This window comes from Streptomyces sp. NPDC002896 (assembly GCF_040295225.1).
Taxonomy (GTDB): Bacteria; Actinomycetota; Actinomycetes; order Streptomycetales; family Streptomycetaceae; genus Streptomyces.
On record NZ_JBEOVA010000044.1, the window covers coordinates 39,905 to 56,047 of the forward strand.

Consider the following 16,143-nt stretch of genomic DNA (forward strand, 5'->3'; position numbering starts at 1 on the left):
GAGCACGGCCACGGTGGGCGGTTTACATGGCGGGCGCGCTCCCGACTGCGCAGCGGCTCGGTTGTGCGCGTCGCAAAGGCCGGCGGGGCGGGGAGGGGAGCCGGGCCGGGGTTCGGAGTGAGCCGTCGACCCGGACGGAGTTGGACCACTCGCCGTACTGCCGCCGTCACGCATACACGGCGTGAGCAGGCCGCACCGCTCGCCGTGGTTGCGGGGGAGCAGCAGCTGCCGCGATGTGGTCAGGCCCGTCGTGGGCGCTCCGCTCAGCGCGTCGCCGTCGTGGTGACCCGTCCGGCGAACCCGCCGCGACCAGGCCGACGCCGAGCACGTCTCAGCCCGGCCTCGCTACGGTCTGCCCACGCTGAGGCTATGGGCTGGTGAGTTAAGGTGAGTCTATGTTTCACTCGTGGAACAACATCTTCCATCCGTGGAAGATAGAGATCCTCAGAGAGGGCCGAAGCCGGTTGCCGCCAGCCCGGCCCTCCGCGAGTGGCCTAACTGTGAGCCCGGCCGTCTAGTATCCGGCCGGGCTCAGTTACGAGCTCGTGCCGTACGTCCGGGGCCATCGTCACATCCCGTGGCTCAGGATGTTGACCACCTTGTCGATGATCTCCACGATCGCTGCAGTCACGGTCAGCCAGTCGATCACGACCTGCCCTGGGGACAGTCTCCGTACTCGCCGTGCTTTCGCGTGCTCGCTGTCGTGCGCCATCCGTACCTCCAACAGGTACCGAAGGGGCCCAGAACTGGGCCTTCACCTCACGCCGAGGCGAAGAACAAGGTGGCACCTGTTGGAGCAGCCCCAAGCATAAGCGGTGGTAGCGGCGTTGAAGGACCGAGGGACCACAACTTCTGGGCTGCTACTACAACCCAACCACTAGATCTGGGGTTTGGTCGCACTTTCGGCGCCATCGCGTGTCGCACAGTGGCTGGCCTGCGGTGTTCCCGTACCCGTGCATGCCGTACGACCAGCTCGTAGGGAGCCGCGAGAAACTGCGAGTCGGCCATAGACCGGCTCGGAAGTTCGCCACCATCACTGCCCAGGACCTCGCTCGGGGCTGACCTGAGCCCCGGTACATGCCATGAATAACGCGGCCCTGAACCCGCGGGGCATCCCGTACTTGACGCTGCCCTAGGCCGTCCTACTGAACAGGTTTGTGAAAGTGGCCCAGGTGGGTGTGCCGTCCGTCGTCACAGCTTCAGGTACACCGCCAGGGCCACCCACACTGCCACCGCCAGGGTCAGGGCCGGAATGTAGGCCGGGTGCGAACACCGCGATCAGCCCGGCGAATCCGGTGCCCAGCAGAGCCACCATGGTGCGAGTGCGGTCGTCGGTCACGAGTCCTCCTCGGTGAGTTCCAATCTGTTTCACCCAGGCTCGATTCGTTGATGTCGCCGCTGACGTGCCCCGACAACTGCTGACAGGCACTGACGTGACCTGACGATCCCAGATGCGAGAGGATCGGCAGCTGACAACCGCTTACAACTTGGAGTGAGGCGTGGGCAGAAGAGACGGAGTTGCTCGACCGAAGCTGCCGCCCGGCCCCTTGCTCGATCTGAACAACGAGCTGCACGAGCTGCACTTGCTCGCGGACTGTCCCTCCATGCGGGACCTATCCAGGGCGATGGGTCCAGGGGTGCTGAGCCATACCACCGTTCATGAGACCTTCGTCAAGGCGGAACTGCCCCGGTGGGGAGTGCTGGAACTGGTCGTCGAGGAACTCGCGGACCGCATTCCGGAGCTGGACCCGCAACCTGAGGTTGAGCGGTTTAGGAAACTGTGGCGTGCTGCCCGGCTGTCACTTCCCCGTCCGGCCGACACGCAAGAGGGGTCCGTCGACGAGGCTGTCGTCTCATCCAAGCCGACCAGGAGCGCATCCTCGGTAAATAACCCGAACTCTACACAAACTATCTCGCAGGTAGGCGAAACGGTTTATTTCGCGATGTCGTATGGCGCCCGCATGACCGAGCGGTTCGGGGTGCAGAACTTCGATGAGCTCTACGCCGACATCTATGCCCCGGCGATTGAGCGACTTGGACTGAAGGCGGAAAGGGTGGGCGGAGTCTCTGACGGCTCCAGCAGTCCTCTCGACACCGCGTGGAACGGCATCCAGCGCGCTTCTGTGGTGGTCATCGATTTCACGATCCAGTCCTCGGCCGTAGCCATGGCATGTGCATGGGCCATGGCTCTGCACAAGCGCATGATTGTCCTGGTAGCTGACGGCAGCCCCGTGCCGTCCTCCTTGGACGGGCAGTTCCGCATTCTCAGCTACAGATTCGATGCTTACGGCCTCGCTGACGCGGGGCGGCGACTAGAAGTCGCCGTAAGCGACGCTCTCCCGGTTCCCGCAGTCGAGATGAGGATTCAGCCTGGTTACGTGGATCACGAGCTGGCGACCGGGTGGGCTCAAGTAGAAGCAGGCGACTCCGAACAGCTCGTGGTCAGGGACATGTCCGAACCTCTGCGTATCGCAGCGATGACCAAGGCGGACCTGCCTGAGGGGGAGTCCATCCAGGACTTGGTGCAGCACTTCCCAGTGGGCACGAGGCTCTTCGGGACTTTCCGCTTCGAGCGCGCCACAGGAATGCTCAGGTTTATCCACCAGCCGAACGCCTGGACCGAGCACCTTGTCCCGGGACAGGTGCTACCGGGTCGCATCGTGCGTTATGTTTCCGACCGCGGATACGCCATGGTTGACCTTGGGTCTGCCGCCCCAGTGTCGGCGTTCGTGCACGCCACACAGTTCAACGGGCTTGAGCCAGCGGTGGGCATGGAAGTGAGTGCCCGGATCGACATGATCGACACTAAGCGGCCGAAGCCCCTTATTAGGGTTGCAATCTCCAAGCCGTCCTGACCAACCGCCGAGGGTCCGTAGGCTCCCAGCAGGGTCCGGCGTGGAGTCGTACGTCTGCTGTCGCCGGGCGCTGGCAGGCTGCGGCCTCGGGCGCGTTTCCAGAGGGCATCTCTCAGTGCCCGATGCGGCAGGAGCGCCAGCGCTGCCCGCTGCGGCTGATCATTCCCTGCTGCTCCAGCTTGCCGAGCTGGTACGCCACGGACGACGAGCTCGACAGGCCCACGCGCTTGCCGATCTCACGAATCGACGGTCCCTCGCCGTGCTCAGCGATCCATTCCCTGATGCACCGCAGGATGCGCACTTGCCGGTCGGTGAGGTCATCGCTCATGACGCCTCCGTCTCCTCTTGCCTGCGCGCCTGCTGGCGCAGCTCCATCCGGGCCGCCGGCGACCGGCCCGCCTCCGTAGCCCAGAAAGGGTGCGAGGCCAGGCGACAAGACAGCAGCTGCAGGCGTCGGCGCAGGGGTGCCGTGCGGAGCGGCTGCTGGGCCAGCGCCGCGTAGGTGCGGATCCACTCGCGCTGGGCCTGTACCAGGTCGGGCGGAAAGGTGGGGAAGTACGCCATGGCCGAAATTCAAGCACGTGTTCGATTTCTGGTGCACGCCGACAGGCTCGCCCTGTGGTGCGAAACGGGTGGAACGGGGAGCCATCTCGAGACTTGTCAACTAAGCTTCAAGTTATGAGCGTGCTGGAAACGAACCTGTCGGAGCTGCTGAACAAGCCCAAGCTGACGCTGGCCGGGCTCCGCGGTGCCCGGCGGATACTGCTCCGCCGTCGAGACGACGAGGACCTGGTACTGACCACGGCCGCGCGCGCCGAGCAGGACCAAGAGGTCATGGGCGCCACGAGCCGGATGTTCGTGGAGATGATGCGCACCCCCGAGGGCCGCACCCTGGTCCTCGAGGTACTGCCGGGCGCCTTCCCGTGGGTGCGCTACCTGCCCGCACACGACGTCCGCGAGTTCTCCGTCGAGCTGGTCGAGGCCCTGGGCGCCGCCGCCGAGCTCGACAACACCGCGGCCGTCGCCCAGCTCATCACCGAATGGCGGCACACCGCCGAAGTGCACGCCGACCCCGAGCTGTACGCCGCACTCACCACCGACTCCGGAGAGGACTACGGGCCCGTACCCGAGCCAGGAACCGCCGCGTGAGCCCCAAGCGCGGCGACCGCGCAGCCCCGCCGCCCGCCGACGACGAGTGGGACATCCGCTTCGCCAACGCCGAGGCCGCCAAGGGCTGAGAGCAGTTATGCGCCCAGGCCGCGGGCAACACCCGCGCCCTGTTCGTTGTCGATGTGCTCAGTCATGGGACTTCCCTTCGTCGATGGTTCGGGCAGCCGTCTCCATGAGGTCCACTGAGTGGTGACGAGGAGACGGACGCATGGGGTGTTCGGCGTGTACGCGGCCGAGCATGAGGTAGCCGTTGCGTACGCCGTGTTCGAGGTAGCGGTTTGCTTCCTCAGCCGTGGCATCCGCTGCGAGCGGCGCGAGGCCCACGACGAGAGCGACCTCCGGTCTGGTAAGCAGCAGCCTCTTCCAGTGCTCGTGTGCGGGCAGGGTGAGGCCCTGGTGCAGGCGCTCGAAGCGAAGCCGAACGCAGCCGCCGCGTACGGTCAGGCAAGTGCCCAAATCAGCCACGGGCTGGTCGGGCGGTCGGAGGCCGGCCGCGAAGGCCAGGGCGCGCATGCGGTGGTTGACGTCGGCCGGTGCAGCATCGAGCCAGTGCGCCGGCGGATGGGCCAGGAGGGCGAAGCCGATCGCGTATCCGCCGGAATCCGCGCCGATCCACGTGCGGACGGTGAGGGGAACGTTGATGCTGATGCGTGGCGTGATACGCCTGCCCTCGGCGGCAAGCAGACGATCGGGGGTCAGCACGCGATCACCCGACCGTGCTCGTGACGTCGTTTTTGAACTCCGCCCAGACGACCTTGTGATCGGCGTACGGTTCGACGCCCCATCCGTCTGCACAGGCGGCGACGAGGAGCAATCCACGCCCGCTATCGCTGTCGACGTCCGGAACTTGCGGCGCAGGCAGGGACGAACTGGTGTCGTGTACTTCAACACGCACCAGCTGGCCGTCCTTGCTGAGCTGTACAAGAAAGCCGGTCGCCTTGGGCGTTCCGTGGACCAGGGCGTTGGTCGCCAACTCCGAGACACAGAGCCGGATGTCGTCGACTCGGTCGGAGATCCGCCACTCTGCGAGCGTATGTTCGACAAACGTGCGCGCAGCGCCGACGGATACCTCGCCATGGACGAACACCCGTTGCCGCGGCGTGGATCGCTCGGCGCTGCTTGGCGTTGGTCCCATGCTGTTCTCCGTCCCAGTGGCGGTGCGTGAGGTTATGTCCGTGCCGTGGACCTCTACGGAACCGCTCCCAAGGGCCCTGAACCAGAGCAGAATTGGTGCACAGATGAGGCATTCATGACGCATCACCGGGCATGACCTGTGATGCTTCGCCTTCAGACGTCACGACGGAATACCCAGGAGAACCATCCGATGGCCCTGAAACGGCACGGCCTTGCTAGGCGCCGCCGGGCGGTGGGCCTCACCCAGGAGCGCCTGGCGGAAGTGCTCCGTGTGGAGCGATCCACCGTCACGCGCTGGGAGTCAGGGAAAGCAGGTCCGCAGCCTTGGATCAGGCCCCGTCTGGCGGAGGTATTGGAGGTAACGGCCGAAGAGTTGAGTGAGCTCCTCGTGGTGGCGTCGGACGTCGAGAGACCCCTCACCGAGCGCACGCAGTACGCCATGCGCTACCCGTCGCGCGTGGACCTGGCGACTGTCGCTGAACTACGCGACGGAATACAGTCGTTGGGCGAGCGTTACGACCGGTTGCCTTCCGCCACTCTGCTGGCCCATGCGGGCGAACACGCGAGCCGCGTCGCCTTCCTCGCCTCGGAAGCGCCGGCCGGTCGCGTTCAGCGGGAGATGCGCGTCCTGCAGGCGGACGCCGCGACCTTCATGGGACAGCTCGTCTGGGACGCGTCCCAGCGACGGGACCACACGACGGCGCGGTCCTACTACGCGCAGAGCGTCGAGGTGGCTCGCCATCTGCGGGACCCGAATGCAGAAGGCCATGCGCTCTTACGGACCTGCTACGTGGCCCTCTACGGGGCAGGCGACCACCAAGAAGGACTCGCCCTCGCACTCCAAGCCGCCCGCACCGCCCGGTACACGAGTCACGTCCTCACCGGCCTCGCCATGCTGCACGCCGCCGAGGCCCATGCCTACCTGCGTGAAGGCCATGCATGCGAACGCGCCCTCGCCGGTGCGGAGAAGCACCTGGCACATGCCCACGGCGCGGATGCCGCTCACGACCTGTTCTCGCCAACCCACCTGGGGCGTCTCGCGGGCTCCTGTTACCTCACTCTCGGCGACTACCGGAAAGCCGAGCAGCTGCTCACACAGACGGCGGCCGAGCTGCACGATCGCCGCAAGTCGCGAGCCATCGTCCTCGGGAACCTCGCCCTGGCGCGGATTCGCCAAAGGGATCTGGACGCGGCGCTCACCGCGTTCAACGACGCCGTAAACGAACTGCACGGCACTCGCGGAGGTGGTGGGATGAATATCGTCTTCCGAGCGGCCCGGGAACTGCGCCTCTGGCGGAACGAATCAGCGGTGCAGGAGGCGCAGGACCGGCTGATGGCGCTGATGGAAGCGACGTGACACGGCATGAAGGAGCCTGACGTGCGCACACACGTGGATGACGAGAAACAACGAGTACGCGAGCGCGTGTGGGACTTGCTCGACGCAGAGGGCGCCGTGTTCGACGCGACTGCCCATGGACGTATCCCGAACTTCAAAGGCTCTGATGCCGCCGCGGACCGGCTCGCGAAGCTTTCGGCATGGCAGGACGCGCGGGTGATCAAGGCTGTGCCGGACAAGGCACAGTTGCCCGTGCGCGCACGCGCCTTGTCCGAGGGCAAGACGGTATTCATGGCAGTGCCGAAGCTCGCCGACCCGCGCCCCTTCTACCTGCTCGACCCCGGGGTTCTTCCGGTACGACCGCACGAGGCAGCCTCCAGCAAGATTGCGGCTACCGTCGCTCCGAGGGTGGATGTCGCCGAACTCCAGCCGGTGGACATGGTGGTTGTCGGCAGCGTCGCGGTGAACCGGGCCGGGGTGCGGATCGGCAAGGGCGCTGGCTACTCGGATCTGGAGTTCGCCTTCCTGACGGAGGCCGGGTTGATCAGCGAGCGGACAGTGGTCGTCTCCACGGTCCACTCACTCCAGGTTTTGGACGAGGAACTCCCCACAACGGAGCACGACTTCGGAGTGGACCTGATCATCACTCCTGAGGAAGTCATCGCCTGCCCGTCGCCACACCGCCCGGCCGGGCTGTTGTGGGCACACCTGGACGCAGCGAAGATCGCATCCATTCCGGCACTCGCGGCGCGGGCGCCGGCGAGCGGGGAATAAGCGGACAGGGACGTAGAAGGCGCCCCACCGGGACGGCCAGCCGCGGTCCTACCTCGCCCGCCTCGCCACCACCCTGCTCACCCACGCCGACCGGGCCGAGGAGGCGAAGGCCGTCCTGCAGGAATGGAACGGCTACAACCCACCCAAAGTGAGCGGGACGCGCTCGAGAGGGGAACTGGACCAGCGCCTGATACAGGCAGACGCCGCGTGAGCAGCTCCGTCCACGTCCTCCTCGACGACACCGCCATGGTCGCCGCCGACCGCGGCAACGTCCTCGCCTTCCCGCTCATCCACCGCCCCCACGCCGAACCCGTGCATCCTTGCTAGCCGCGGGAACGAAATGTCCAGAATCTCTGGCCGTTCGGCCCCCGCGCCTCGCGTTGCCGGAACGTGAACCCCAGGAAGGCGAACGTGCCAGGGTGGCCGGGTGGAAGGCGAGGGGGGATAAGAAGTTGAGATGGCCGGTCCGCAGCGGCGGGATGCTGCTGCGGAACGTGGTGGCGAGCCACGTCATGCCGGCCATCGTGCGGCATCCGGTCCGCAGGGGATCAACAACCCGTAACCGGATGTCGCGTCTGTGGGGCGGTGGGCGCGTACGTGCCTGCCCTCGTATTCAACTGGAACTTCTCTGCGCAGCCTGCCCGAGGATGCGCCGGCGAGTCCACCGCCGACGCCCGCCTTTCTCCGTGAGGGCGTCCGGGGTCTCCAGGAGCGGCAGATTGCCCTGGGCGAGACTGCTGCTGAAGGAGTTGACGCTCTTGAACCCGAGCAGGGCCGCGGCCTGCGATGCTCCCAGCAACTCTTCGGGGTCACCGTCGACGGGCACCTCGGGCAGGGATGGCGCTGCGCGTTTCGCGCCGCTGCGCTTGCCGCGGCCTGGGCGGGTGGCCATCCAGTCCAGAAGCGTCTGCACCCGCCACAGTTGCCGGCGGTAGGGGTTCTCGGGGGTGCCGAGTTCCTCGACGACGTCGGGTTCGGGGAAGTAGCCGGGGTGGTCGCGCACGTAGGTGGTGACCTGGTTGGGGTTCTTGTAACCGAGAAACCTGGATGCCTCGGCGGCGTTGAGGAGCTCGTCCGGCTCCCGGGTGGGCGGGGTGTGCTGCCGGAGCCGGGCGGGCTGGCGCTGGGCGAACCACTCGGTGACCTCGGCGTGGTTCCACAGGCGGGCGCGGCCGCGCTGGCCTGCGACTTCGGGGAAGCCGTTCTCCTCCCGCTGGTTGTACAGCATGCTGATTCGCGCGGACGACAGTCCGTACTCTGCGGCGACTTCCGCAGCGTCCGTCAGGCGGGGCGCGGATCGGGCGGCCATGGCCAGAGCGTCCATCCTGTCGGTGGGGAGCCGGCCTGCCCGGCTCGCAATGCTCATAATGGCAGGAGTTGGGTATGGGGGTCCAGTCCGCTGCCCAGGTTTCTCCCGGGCGTCGGCCCTCACTCCTCCGGAATCAGGCTGACGCCGCGACGGGCGGCGTCCTCGGCCATCTCTGAGTAGGCCATGGCCGCCGCAGTCATCTCCCACTCGACCAGGGCGAGTAGCAGGAGAGCCTCGCTACGGTCCTGCGCCGCGTCGCACGGCATGCCGGCCATCTCCGCCGCAGCCACCAGTTCGCGTGTGGGGAGCGCACTGAAGCGCGCCGCTACGGTCTGACGGGTCTCCTGTAGCCCCTGCTGATACAGGTCATTGCCTTCGCGTAGCAGCAGCACCAGGGCCTCGCCGTGCGCGGCCCGTGAGGCAGCGGCCAGGTCAAGGAGGCGCTGAGTGGTCGTCGTCATCACAGCCAGTATGCCTTTCAGGGTAGAGGGGCGGTCGGTCGCCTGCAGTCGCCGTCACCGGCGGACGGGCGACTGCAGGCCTCGCAGCAGGGTCGGTCTGGACGGCCAAGTTGACGGCCTTACGCGGAGGTCGCTGAGCGCGGCGCGGACCTGCTGGACTAGGAGGTTTGTGTCGGGTCCGACGTTGTCGGCCGAGAGCGGCCCGACCGGGCCGCCGTACCGCCGGGGGCATGGAGCCCGGCGGGGGCCGCGCGCCGTATCGTGCCCGTCACCACAACGTCACCCGAGAGAGGCACCGACGGCATGGACGGTACGGACGGCGTTCCGCACGAGCCCGAAGTTCCCGCATGGCGGCGGCCGACCGAAGGGGAGTACCGGTGGCCGGCGGCCTTGGTGATCGCGCTGATCATCGGCATGCAACTGGTGGAGCCGGGGCGGCTGACCGTCCACCCGCACTGGCTTCTACCGGCCTTGGAGGGGGTCTTCCTCGCTGTCCTCGTCGTGAGCAATCCGGCGAGGATCAATCGGGCGTCGGTACCGCTCCGGGCCGCATCCCTGGCTTTGGCGGCGGTGGCGAGCCTGGGCAACGCGTGGTCGCTGGTCCTGCTCATCCGTGGTCTGATCGCGGGCACCGAGGGCGGCTCCGCGGGCCTGCTGCTGTTCCTCGCGGCCACGATTTGGGGCACGAACGTCGTGGTCTTCGCCCTGTGGTACTGGGAGTTCGACCGCGGTGGCCCGGTGGCCCGCGCGCACGCCCACCAGCCCCGGCCGGACTTCCTCTTCCCGCAGATGCAGGCACCGGAACTGGCCGACAGGGACTGGGAGCCCGCGTTCTTCGACTACCTGTACGTCTCTTACACCAACGCCACGGCCTTCAGCCCCACGGACACGATGCCCATGTCGCGATGGGCGAAGCTGCTCATGCTCATGCAGTCCGCCATCTCATTGGTCACCGCGGGGCTCGTGGTGGCCCGCGCCGTCAATATCCTCCGCTGAGCATCCGCGACATCCGTCGAAAGGCAAATAAGAAGGAACAGATGAGGAGAAACACCGTAGTTGTGGGTCGCGGAGGCGTGCCGGAGCAGGTGCGAGAACAGGTCGGTGACCGGAGTGCTTGCGCTCCCGTCACCGCTGGCACCGGTCCGACGCCGTCGGAATCTCCGCCACGTCCTCGGCCGGGGCCTTCACCGTGCCGCCCCTTCTGCGGATTCCTCCGGCGGGCAGGCGCCGGTGAAGAAGGTGAACTGGCCGTCGGAGACGGATGGTGGGCCGGGTATGGGCTGTCTGACCTCGGCGAGGGCGACGCGCAGCCGATGGCACTCGGCGGCGACGTGCTCGACGATTGGTCGGCCCGGTTCGTTGTGCAGTTCGCCGTGCCGCATGTCCAGCGGCTCACGCTTGAACGGGACGTCCGAGCGGAACACGTCGTGATCGACGTGGACGCTGGGGCCTGGGCCGTGGCCTTCCAAGACGGCGGGCAGTGGATGGTCCGGCAGGGCGGATCGGCGCGGCTGTGGGATCAGATCACGGAACGTCTCATGCAGTGGCATGCGGCCGGTCGACCACCGACCGACCGCATGCGGCTGCACATCGGCCCCGACGGGCAACGCCTCACCTGGGCGTGACCGCGGGACAACAGCTCTTCAGCTGCCCGTCCGTCCGCTGTTCCCCGTGGCGGACGGGCGGGGCTTCCTCTCGGGCTCGCCGCCGGACGCATCATGGTGCCGGCCTCGATGTCAGGTCGCGCTATCAGCACCGGGCGGCACAATCGGCGCATGTGTAGCGCTCCCGCATGACGGGCTCCTTCTCCTGGGGGCGGTGTGTGTGGCTCGGCGTGGCAGGGCGGTGCCTGCTGGAGGGGGCGGTGCCTGTCAGGTCGCCTTCGCGTGCGGCAGTGGCGTCCAGGAGGCGAGCACGTAGTGGCCCAGTTCGCGCAGTAGGGCGGAGGTGCGGTCCACGGCCGCAGGGATGTTGTCGCACTGTCGGGTGAAGGCTTCGATCTCGCCGTTCCAGGCGAACCCCTCGATGCTGAGCAGCCGCTCGCTGTCGGGTGTGAGGGCGAGGCTTGATTCAGGGGCGGCCACAAGGCCGTGAGCGGGGTCGGGTACGACCAGGAACACCAGGTCTCCTTCCGCGGCGGGCCGCCCCGGGCGGGCGGCCCGCGGGTCTGGGCGGGCTAGCGGTCAATTGGTGACCGTGATTGCGTAGCTGGCTTCCAGGTGGGCGACGGCGGCGCGGATGGCGCGGGTCTCCGGGCCGGCGCCGAGTAGGGGAAGTCGAGCGCGCGTACGGCGTCGTCGAGGTGGTCGTCGGGCATCGGCAGTGCGCAGCCGCTGCGGTTGTAGGCGACGGCCTCGTTAACGCTGACGTCCGTTCCGCTTCGCGGGCGGTGGGCAGCGGTCTCGCGAGCCCGGCGAAGCGCCGTCCTTGGGCAAGGCAGCTCCTTCGGCCGTCAGTGCAGGGTGCGAGAGGGGGCCGAGCGGGGGATGCGTGCCCCCTCTCACAGCGTCCATAATAGTGTGTATTTGCTGGCGGGGAACCCGCCCCTGACGTGCGGTTGACAGCGAGCTCGTTGTCAGTCGGCGCTAACAAGAGCTGGGCATCGGGTGTGCCGGTGGGGTCGTTGCTGGGCGCGCAGGAAGGCGGCTTCAGCCTGGGCCCGCTCGGCGCGCCCGCGTTCTTCCCCGGCGGCGGTCAGGCAGTACTGGGCCCACCACGTCATCGAGTCGGCTCGGCGTGCCAGCGAGTTGGGGAAGTCGACCAGCAGGGCCAGCAGCACAGCGTGCGGATGGGCGGCGAACCAGCGGGCAGCGGTCCACCAAGCAGCCAAAACGAGCCGCTGCGCCCGGGGCGCGGCTGCGGCCCCCTGGCCGTAGCGGGCGGCCTTGGCGCGGGTGTTATGAGCCGACCACTCCAGGAAGCGCAGCAGCGCAGGGATCTCACGCTGGCGTGCGGCGTCCAGGAGCGAGGGCAGATCGGTGCGCTGCGCGACATGGTCGGCGCAGGCGCGCAGCACGGCGGTGAGCGTCGCTGCTGTCTTCTCCGAGGGGGCGTGTCCGGCGGTGGACTCCAGCGGGCTGAGCGACACGGAAGGGCGGTGAGCGTCCCACCAGAGGGGGCGGTAGCCAGCGGTGCTGCGCGCGAGCCGCGGAAGCATCTCGTCGGGGGCGGTGGCCTGGACGGCGTCGACGGGGCCGAGACTGGCGCGCAGGACGGTGAACCGGTCCCAGTGGCGGGGGTGGTGGGTGCCGGCGACGCCGCGCATCGCCCCGGCAAGCGTGTACACCACGGCGTCGGCCCCGCGCGGGCCGGCTGTGGCGCGCCCGATACCGGAAGGCGTGTCAACGATCAGGTGCGGGCTGGTCATGGGCTGCGGCTCCTCGGGGCTCGGCTGGATGGACGGGCCCGCCGCCCCGCGCCCGCCGAAGGGGAGGGCAACATCGGGGCGGCAGGGCTTCGGCCCAGTGGCGCGCTGGCCCGGGAAGTTCCCTTGCTGGGCGGCGGGAACGGCGGCGGTGAGCTACGCCTCCTTGGGCGGCTTGTGGCGGCGGAGGTTGCCCCGCTCGGTGAGGGACGTTTCGCGGCCGCACGGGCATTGGGCGTAGCGGCGGCCGTGCATCCGGAAGAACTTCGGTCCCGCCGCGTGGGCGTTCACGGTGCGCGTGTTGCCGGGGACCGGCTCAGTGTTCGTGCAGTAGCCGTCGGGCGTGACGGCGGGCTTGTCACCCACGGGTGTTCTCCTCGTCGCTGTCGTTGGTGAGCTGGGGCAGAACCGGCGCGGGGTAGGGAGTGGGCATGGCGCTTCGCTCCTTGGCGGCGGTGGAACGAGGCCGGCGGGGCGGTGGGCGTGCGTTCCGTGGTGCGCACCGCATCGGGTCTCGCAGACGGTCTTTCTGGCGCGCCCGCCCCCGCGTAGCGGCAGGGGGCGGGCGGGCGCGCTCCGCGCCCCTGGCGGGGTAGGGGAGCGCTCCGCGCCTGCGGGCCGTGGGGCCCGCCCCGTGCGGGCCGGGGAGACCCCCGGCCCGCACGTGGGCCTGTCAGCCGTGCGCGGCGGCGGCCGTGAGGGCGGGTACCGCGAGCGCTTCCAGGGCGGCGGCCTGGTCGGCGTCGGTCAGGGTCTGCGCGGTCGAGGTGATGGCCTGCATGATGCCTCCGGCCGTCATCTGACCGCCCCGCACGAAGTGGGTAAGGATCATGTCTTTGGCTTCGACTGCGATGCTGAGCGTCTTGGTGACGTGCTCGATCGTCTTCGTCGGCTCGGCGAGCTCCTTACCGGCGGCTGCCTCCATCCCCGACACTTTCGCCTCGATGTACTCGCGGGACAGGAAGGTGCGCACGGCGTCGGCCGTCTTGGAGGTGATGAGCTCCAGCGTCTTGCGCTGCGTCTGCCCGGACCACGAGATGACGCCCTCGCCTTGCTTTCCGCCGAGGTGCACGGCGCGCATGACGTCCTTGGCCATGGTCATGCCGTTGCGGCACACCTGGATCACCGCGCGCGGGGTGATGGTGTACGCCCCGGAGCCAACCTCGCTGTTGGTGATGACGAAACCGGCCGAGATCATCGGCAGTTCGTCACCGCTGCGCCCGTCGAACGGGGATCGGTAACCGCGCAGCAGCGCACGGGCCTGGACGGCGACGGCCTCGGACTCCACCCGCACGTACATGCGCCGGTCGGTCAGGTCGCAGCCGGTCACGCGTGTGGGGTGGCCGGACTGCCGCACCCCGTCCAGGGCGGCCAACAGCATGTCGAAGTTGTCCATCAGCTTGTAGCTGTCGCTCAGCAGCGCGCGGGCAACGCCCTCGGCGGGCGGCATGCCGGGAGCGTTCTCGCCCCGGAACGCGCGCAGCATGAACCGGCGCTCCGGCTCCTCGCGCAGCCACGCGTTGACGTTCTCGTCCAGCAGCGGGACGTTCTCGGCGCGCATGCGGCGCAGGTAGGCGAGCGGGATGCGGAGCTTGTCGGAGATCCCCTCGTCGGCTACGGCGGTGGGGCGGTAGATGCCGTCGACGTCCGTCACGCCGTCGTCGGTGATGAGGGACTCCACGCCCTCGACGTGCACGTTGCCCTCACGGAAGCGCAGCGCGGACGCGGGGGCGATCACGTCCAGTTTCCGGCGCTGCTGGTCCTCCAGAATGCGGACCAGGTCCGAGAGGTCGGCGTTGCGGGCGCCGGTGGGGGCGACGTTGGTTGGCGCGCTCGGCGAATTGCTGAGTCATGCGGTGTGTTCCCCTTCGTTGTTGATCTCTGCGGATCCGGGGGCGGGGCCACCACCCCCGGACAACTACAATAATAGTGTGAGTCAGGGATGTGTGAACCCACCCCTGACCTGCACACTTAAAACGTGCGGTGTACGGGAAACGCCGTCAGACTCTGCCGCCGCACGTTGGTCACCTTGGCCACGTGCCCCGGCGCGGCCAGATCGCACAGGTCGTAACGCAGCTCCGGAGCCTCCCCGAACGGGTCGGCGTACGCGTGAATCGCGCTCACCCAATACGACCCATGACGGCTCATCACACTTCCGTGGTACTGGACCTTCTGCCACAGCACCGGTCCAGCGTGCTGCGGGTCCAGACTCCGCGCGACGGCGATCACGAGTGCATCGGCCACCCGCTCGGACATCAGCAGGACGAATGCACGCGCGACCGTGGTGCGGTCCACCGGCACATCTGCCAGGGCCGGGCCGGAGTGACCGGTCCGCACACCCAGCGCCCACCCCAGTTCGAAGAACGGACGGACCAACTCCAACTGCTCGCGCGGCACCCTCAGCGCATCCGGGTCCGCCTCGCTGCGCGCCAACTCCCACAGCGCGTAACTCGCCTGCTCCCGCTCTGCGTTGGTGAGCGGCGCCCCGGTCTCCTCGGCCTGCTCGACAATCCGCGTGCTCTCCATGACTCCCCTTCTCGTATTGCTGCTGCCGGGTGAAACGGGGGCGCACCCAGCGGGGCACCCCCGGGCGGATTACTTCAGGAATCCCCGCGTCCTGAGGAATTCGGCCGTGATGTGCGCGATCCCCTGCGGCTTGTAGATCTGCGAAATGCGCCGCATCTCCACCTCGGTGCGGCCCTTCTCGTCCGGCTCGATCAGTTCGTGAACGATCCGGTAAGGACGGTCACCCGACGGAATTTCCAGAACCACCGGGCCGACCTTGGTATCAAATCGAATTCCGGTGTAGTTGGCGTCGGCGTTGTGGACGATGTTCGCTCCCGCCCGCTCGCAGATCAGCGGCAGGAAGTTCGCGATCGTGCGGGCCTGAATCGCTAGGCCGGTCATGGGGGCGCCCTGGCCGCCGCGTACTCGGCGAACGATTCCGCCAGAGATCTGGATTTCCACGTCTTCCCCTTCGTTGATCACTGCGTTTCCCGGGGTCGCCTACCCCGGACTTCAAATAATAGTGTGTGTTGGCCTTGGGCGGAAGACCTGTTGCACCACGTGTTGCGGTGGATGTTGCACCACCTGTTGTGCTGGGGGTTGCGGTAGGTGTTGCGCGCCCTGACGGCCGGCTTTCTCGTCACCCCAGCTCACAGGCCTGTTTGGGCATGGTCGGCTTGCTGACATCCCCTCTGCTGCCGCTCTGCCCCGTCCCGTTGGAGGAAGTAGGGGAAGGGGTGGGGAAGCGTGGGCGGCGCGGCGGTCTCGGGGATCGGGCGGGCCGTGTTCCTGTTGCGCGTCGGCGGCGCCGCCGCGCTCGGGGCGCTGGCGCGCCCGAACGCGTTCAGCGGCGATCGTCCACGCTGGGCGCGGCCTTGGCCACAGGCTGTCCTTGAGAGTGCGACGGGCGTACTCGCACGAACCCTTCAAGAAAATAGAGCGAAAGTAACGAGAAATTAGAAGCATTATGTGCAACAGGCGAGTTGGTGAAATCCCCTTAGAGGTGAGAAAATTACGGAGCAAATAAAAAGGGAAGGTTTGAGTGATTGTCAGGATGCGGGAGAGGCTGCCCCCTTGCTGCGCTTTTCAGGAATTCGCGGAGCGAATTCCTGCGGCTCGAATCGCGGAGCGATTCGAGCCCTCGTCACGGAGTGACGACAAATCAATTCCATTGCGGAGCAAGGGAATTGCCCGCCGCGTAGCGGCGGCGCGTCGTGTTCGCGGAGCGAACCGCG

General features: G+C 67.7%; 20 protein-coding genes. 7 read left to right on the forward strand and 13 right to left on the reverse strand.

What is annotated here, in order from left to right:
• Positions 1 to 568 precede the first annotated feature (568 nt).
• Positions 569 to 712: a hypothetical protein gene (locus ABT009_RS41985; RefSeq protein WP_351307008.1), complete on the reverse strand. Its 144-nt coding sequence runs from the start codon at positions 710 to 712 to the stop codon at positions 569 to 571.
• A 787-nt stretch (positions 713 to 1,499) separates the two neighbouring features.
• Here ABT009_RS41985 and ABT009_RS41990 point away from each other — a divergent pair.
• Positions 1,500 to 2,855 carry a hypothetical protein gene (locus tag ABT009_RS41990; RefSeq protein ID WP_351307010.1) on the forward strand — a complete coding sequence of 452 codons (1,356 nt, stop codon included), beginning with the start codon at positions 1,500 to 1,502 and terminating at the stop codon, positions 2,853 to 2,855.
• A 112-nt stretch (positions 2,856 to 2,967) separates the two neighbouring features.
• On the opposite strand, the gene ABT009_RS41995 is transcribed toward ABT009_RS41990, so the two are convergent.
• Entirely contained in the window at positions 2,968 to 3,183 is a 216-nt protein-coding gene (locus tag ABT009_RS41995) for a LexA family protein (protein WP_351307012.1), read from the reverse strand.
• Positions 3,180 to 3,419, reverse strand: a complete 240-nt coding sequence (locus ABT009_RS42000; RefSeq protein WP_351307013.1) for a DUF8825 domain-containing protein — start codon at positions 3,417 to 3,419, stop codon at positions 3,180 to 3,182. Before ABT009_RS42000 ends, ABT009_RS41995 begins: the two co-directional genes overlap by 4 nt.
• Positions 3,420 to 3,533: 114 nt before the next feature.
• On the opposite strand from ABT009_RS42000, the gene ABT009_RS42005 reads away from it, so the two are divergent.
• Complete coding sequence (locus ABT009_RS42005) at positions 3,534 to 4,004, forward strand: DUF6247 family protein (protein WP_351307015.1); 471 nt, start codon at positions 3,534 to 3,536, stop codon at positions 4,002 to 4,004.
• A 147-nt stretch (positions 4,005 to 4,151) separates the two neighbouring features.
• Here the strand turns inward: ABT009_RS42005 and ABT009_RS42010 are convergent, their stop codons facing one another.
• Both ABT009_RS42010 and ABT009_RS42015 read right to left on the reverse strand, forming a co-directional pair.
• Complete coding sequence (locus ABT009_RS42010; RefSeq protein WP_351307016.1) at positions 4,152 to 4,727, reverse strand: hypothetical protein; 576 nt, start codon at positions 4,725 to 4,727, stop codon at positions 4,152 to 4,154.
• 4 nt (positions 4,728 to 4,731) lie between these two features.
• Positions 4,732 to 5,160, reverse strand: a complete 429-nt coding sequence (locus tag ABT009_RS42015; protein WP_351307018.1) for an ATP-binding protein — start codon at positions 5,158 to 5,160, stop codon at positions 4,732 to 4,734.
• A 189-nt stretch (positions 5,161 to 5,349) separates the two neighbouring features.
• On the opposite strand from ABT009_RS42015, the gene ABT009_RS42020 reads away from it, so the two are divergent.
• Together ABT009_RS42020 and ABT009_RS42025 are read left to right on the forward strand one after the other, a co-directional pair.
• Positions 5,350 to 6,516 (forward strand): helix-turn-helix transcriptional regulator, encoded by a 1,167-nt coding sequence (locus ABT009_RS42020; protein ID WP_351307019.1) that lies wholly within the window; start codon positions 5,350 to 5,352, stop codon positions 6,514 to 6,516.
• A gap of 21 nt (positions 6,517 to 6,537) precedes the next feature.
• Complete coding sequence (locus ABT009_RS42025; protein WP_351307021.1) at positions 6,538 to 7,269, forward strand: 5-formyltetrahydrofolate cyclo-ligase; 732 nt, start codon at positions 6,538 to 6,540, stop codon at positions 7,267 to 7,269.
• A gap of 613 nt (positions 7,270 to 7,882) precedes the next feature.
• Here ABT009_RS42025 and ABT009_RS42030 read toward each other — a convergent pair.
• The gene (locus ABT009_RS42030) at positions 7,883 to 8,578 is read right to left on the reverse strand and encodes a hypothetical protein (RefSeq protein WP_351307023.1); all 696 of its coding nucleotides are present in this window, start codon (positions 8,576 to 8,578) and stop codon (positions 7,883 to 7,885) included.
• Between the two features lie 119 nt (positions 8,579 to 8,697).
• On the reverse strand, positions 8,698 to 9,039 hold the full coding sequence (locus ABT009_RS42035) for a hypothetical protein (RefSeq protein WP_351307025.1): 342 nt from the start codon (positions 9,037 to 9,039) through the stop codon (positions 8,698 to 8,700).
• 303 nt (positions 9,040 to 9,342) lie between these two features.
• On the opposite strand from ABT009_RS42035, the gene ABT009_RS42040 reads away from it, so the two are divergent.
• Positions 9,343 to 10,035, forward strand: coding sequence for a hypothetical protein (locus tag ABT009_RS42040; RefSeq protein WP_351307027.1), 693 nt, complete (start codon positions 9,343 to 9,345; stop codon positions 10,033 to 10,035).
• A gap of 317 nt (positions 10,036 to 10,352) precedes the next feature.
• The gene (locus ABT009_RS42045; protein ID WP_351307028.1) at positions 10,353 to 10,664 is read left to right on the forward strand and encodes a methyltransferase domain-containing protein; all 312 of its coding nucleotides are present in this window, start codon (positions 10,353 to 10,355) and stop codon (positions 10,662 to 10,664) included.
• Positions 10,665 to 10,910: 246 nt separating this feature from the next.
• On the opposite strand, the gene ABT009_RS42050 is transcribed toward ABT009_RS42045, so the two are convergent.
• The 3 genes from ABT009_RS42050 to ABT009_RS42060 all read right to left on the reverse strand — a co-directional run bounded on the left by ABT009_RS42050 (position 10,911) and on the right by ABT009_RS42060 (position 12,769).
• Complete coding sequence (locus ABT009_RS42050; protein ID WP_351307030.1) at positions 10,911 to 11,159, reverse strand: hypothetical protein; 249 nt, start codon at positions 11,157 to 11,159, stop codon at positions 10,911 to 10,913.
• Positions 11,160 to 11,614: 455 nt separating this feature from the next.
• On the reverse strand, positions 11,615 to 12,406 hold the full coding sequence (locus ABT009_RS42055) for a hypothetical protein (protein ID WP_351307031.1): 792 nt from the start codon (positions 12,404 to 12,406) through the stop codon (positions 11,615 to 11,617).
• A gap of 153 nt (positions 12,407 to 12,559) precedes the next feature.
• On the reverse strand, positions 12,560 to 12,769 hold the full coding sequence (locus ABT009_RS42060; protein ID WP_351307033.1) for a hypothetical protein: 210 nt from the start codon (positions 12,767 to 12,769) through the stop codon (positions 12,560 to 12,562).
• Between the two features lie 2 nt (positions 12,770 to 12,771).
• On the opposite strand from ABT009_RS42060, the gene ABT009_RS42065 reads away from it, so the two are divergent.
• Positions 12,772 to 12,825 carry a cytochrome b6-f complex subunit PetN gene (locus ABT009_RS42065; RefSeq protein WP_351307042.1) on the forward strand — a complete coding sequence of 18 codons (54 nt, stop codon included), beginning with the start codon at positions 12,772 to 12,774 and terminating at the stop codon, positions 12,823 to 12,825.
• 251 nt (positions 12,826 to 13,076) lie between these two features.
• Here ABT009_RS42065 and ABT009_RS42070 read toward each other — a convergent pair whose 3' ends face one another.
• The 3 genes from ABT009_RS42070 to ABT009_RS42080 all read right to left on the reverse strand — a co-directional run bounded on the left by ABT009_RS42070 (position 13,077) and on the right by ABT009_RS42080 (position 15,370).
• Complete coding sequence (locus ABT009_RS42070; RefSeq protein ID WP_351307035.1) at positions 13,077 to 14,141, reverse strand: DUF932 domain-containing protein; 1,065 nt, start codon at positions 14,139 to 14,141, stop codon at positions 13,077 to 13,079.
• Between the two features lie 233 nt (positions 14,142 to 14,374).
• Positions 14,375 to 14,929, reverse strand: a complete 555-nt coding sequence (locus tag ABT009_RS42075; protein ID WP_351307037.1) for a hypothetical protein — start codon at positions 14,927 to 14,929, stop codon at positions 14,375 to 14,377.
• Between the two features lie 69 nt (positions 14,930 to 14,998).
• Positions 14,999 to 15,370, reverse strand: a complete 372-nt coding sequence (locus ABT009_RS42080; protein WP_351307038.1) for a hypothetical protein — start codon at positions 15,368 to 15,370, stop codon at positions 14,999 to 15,001.
• Between the last annotated feature and the right edge of the window lie 773 nt (positions 15,371 to 16,143).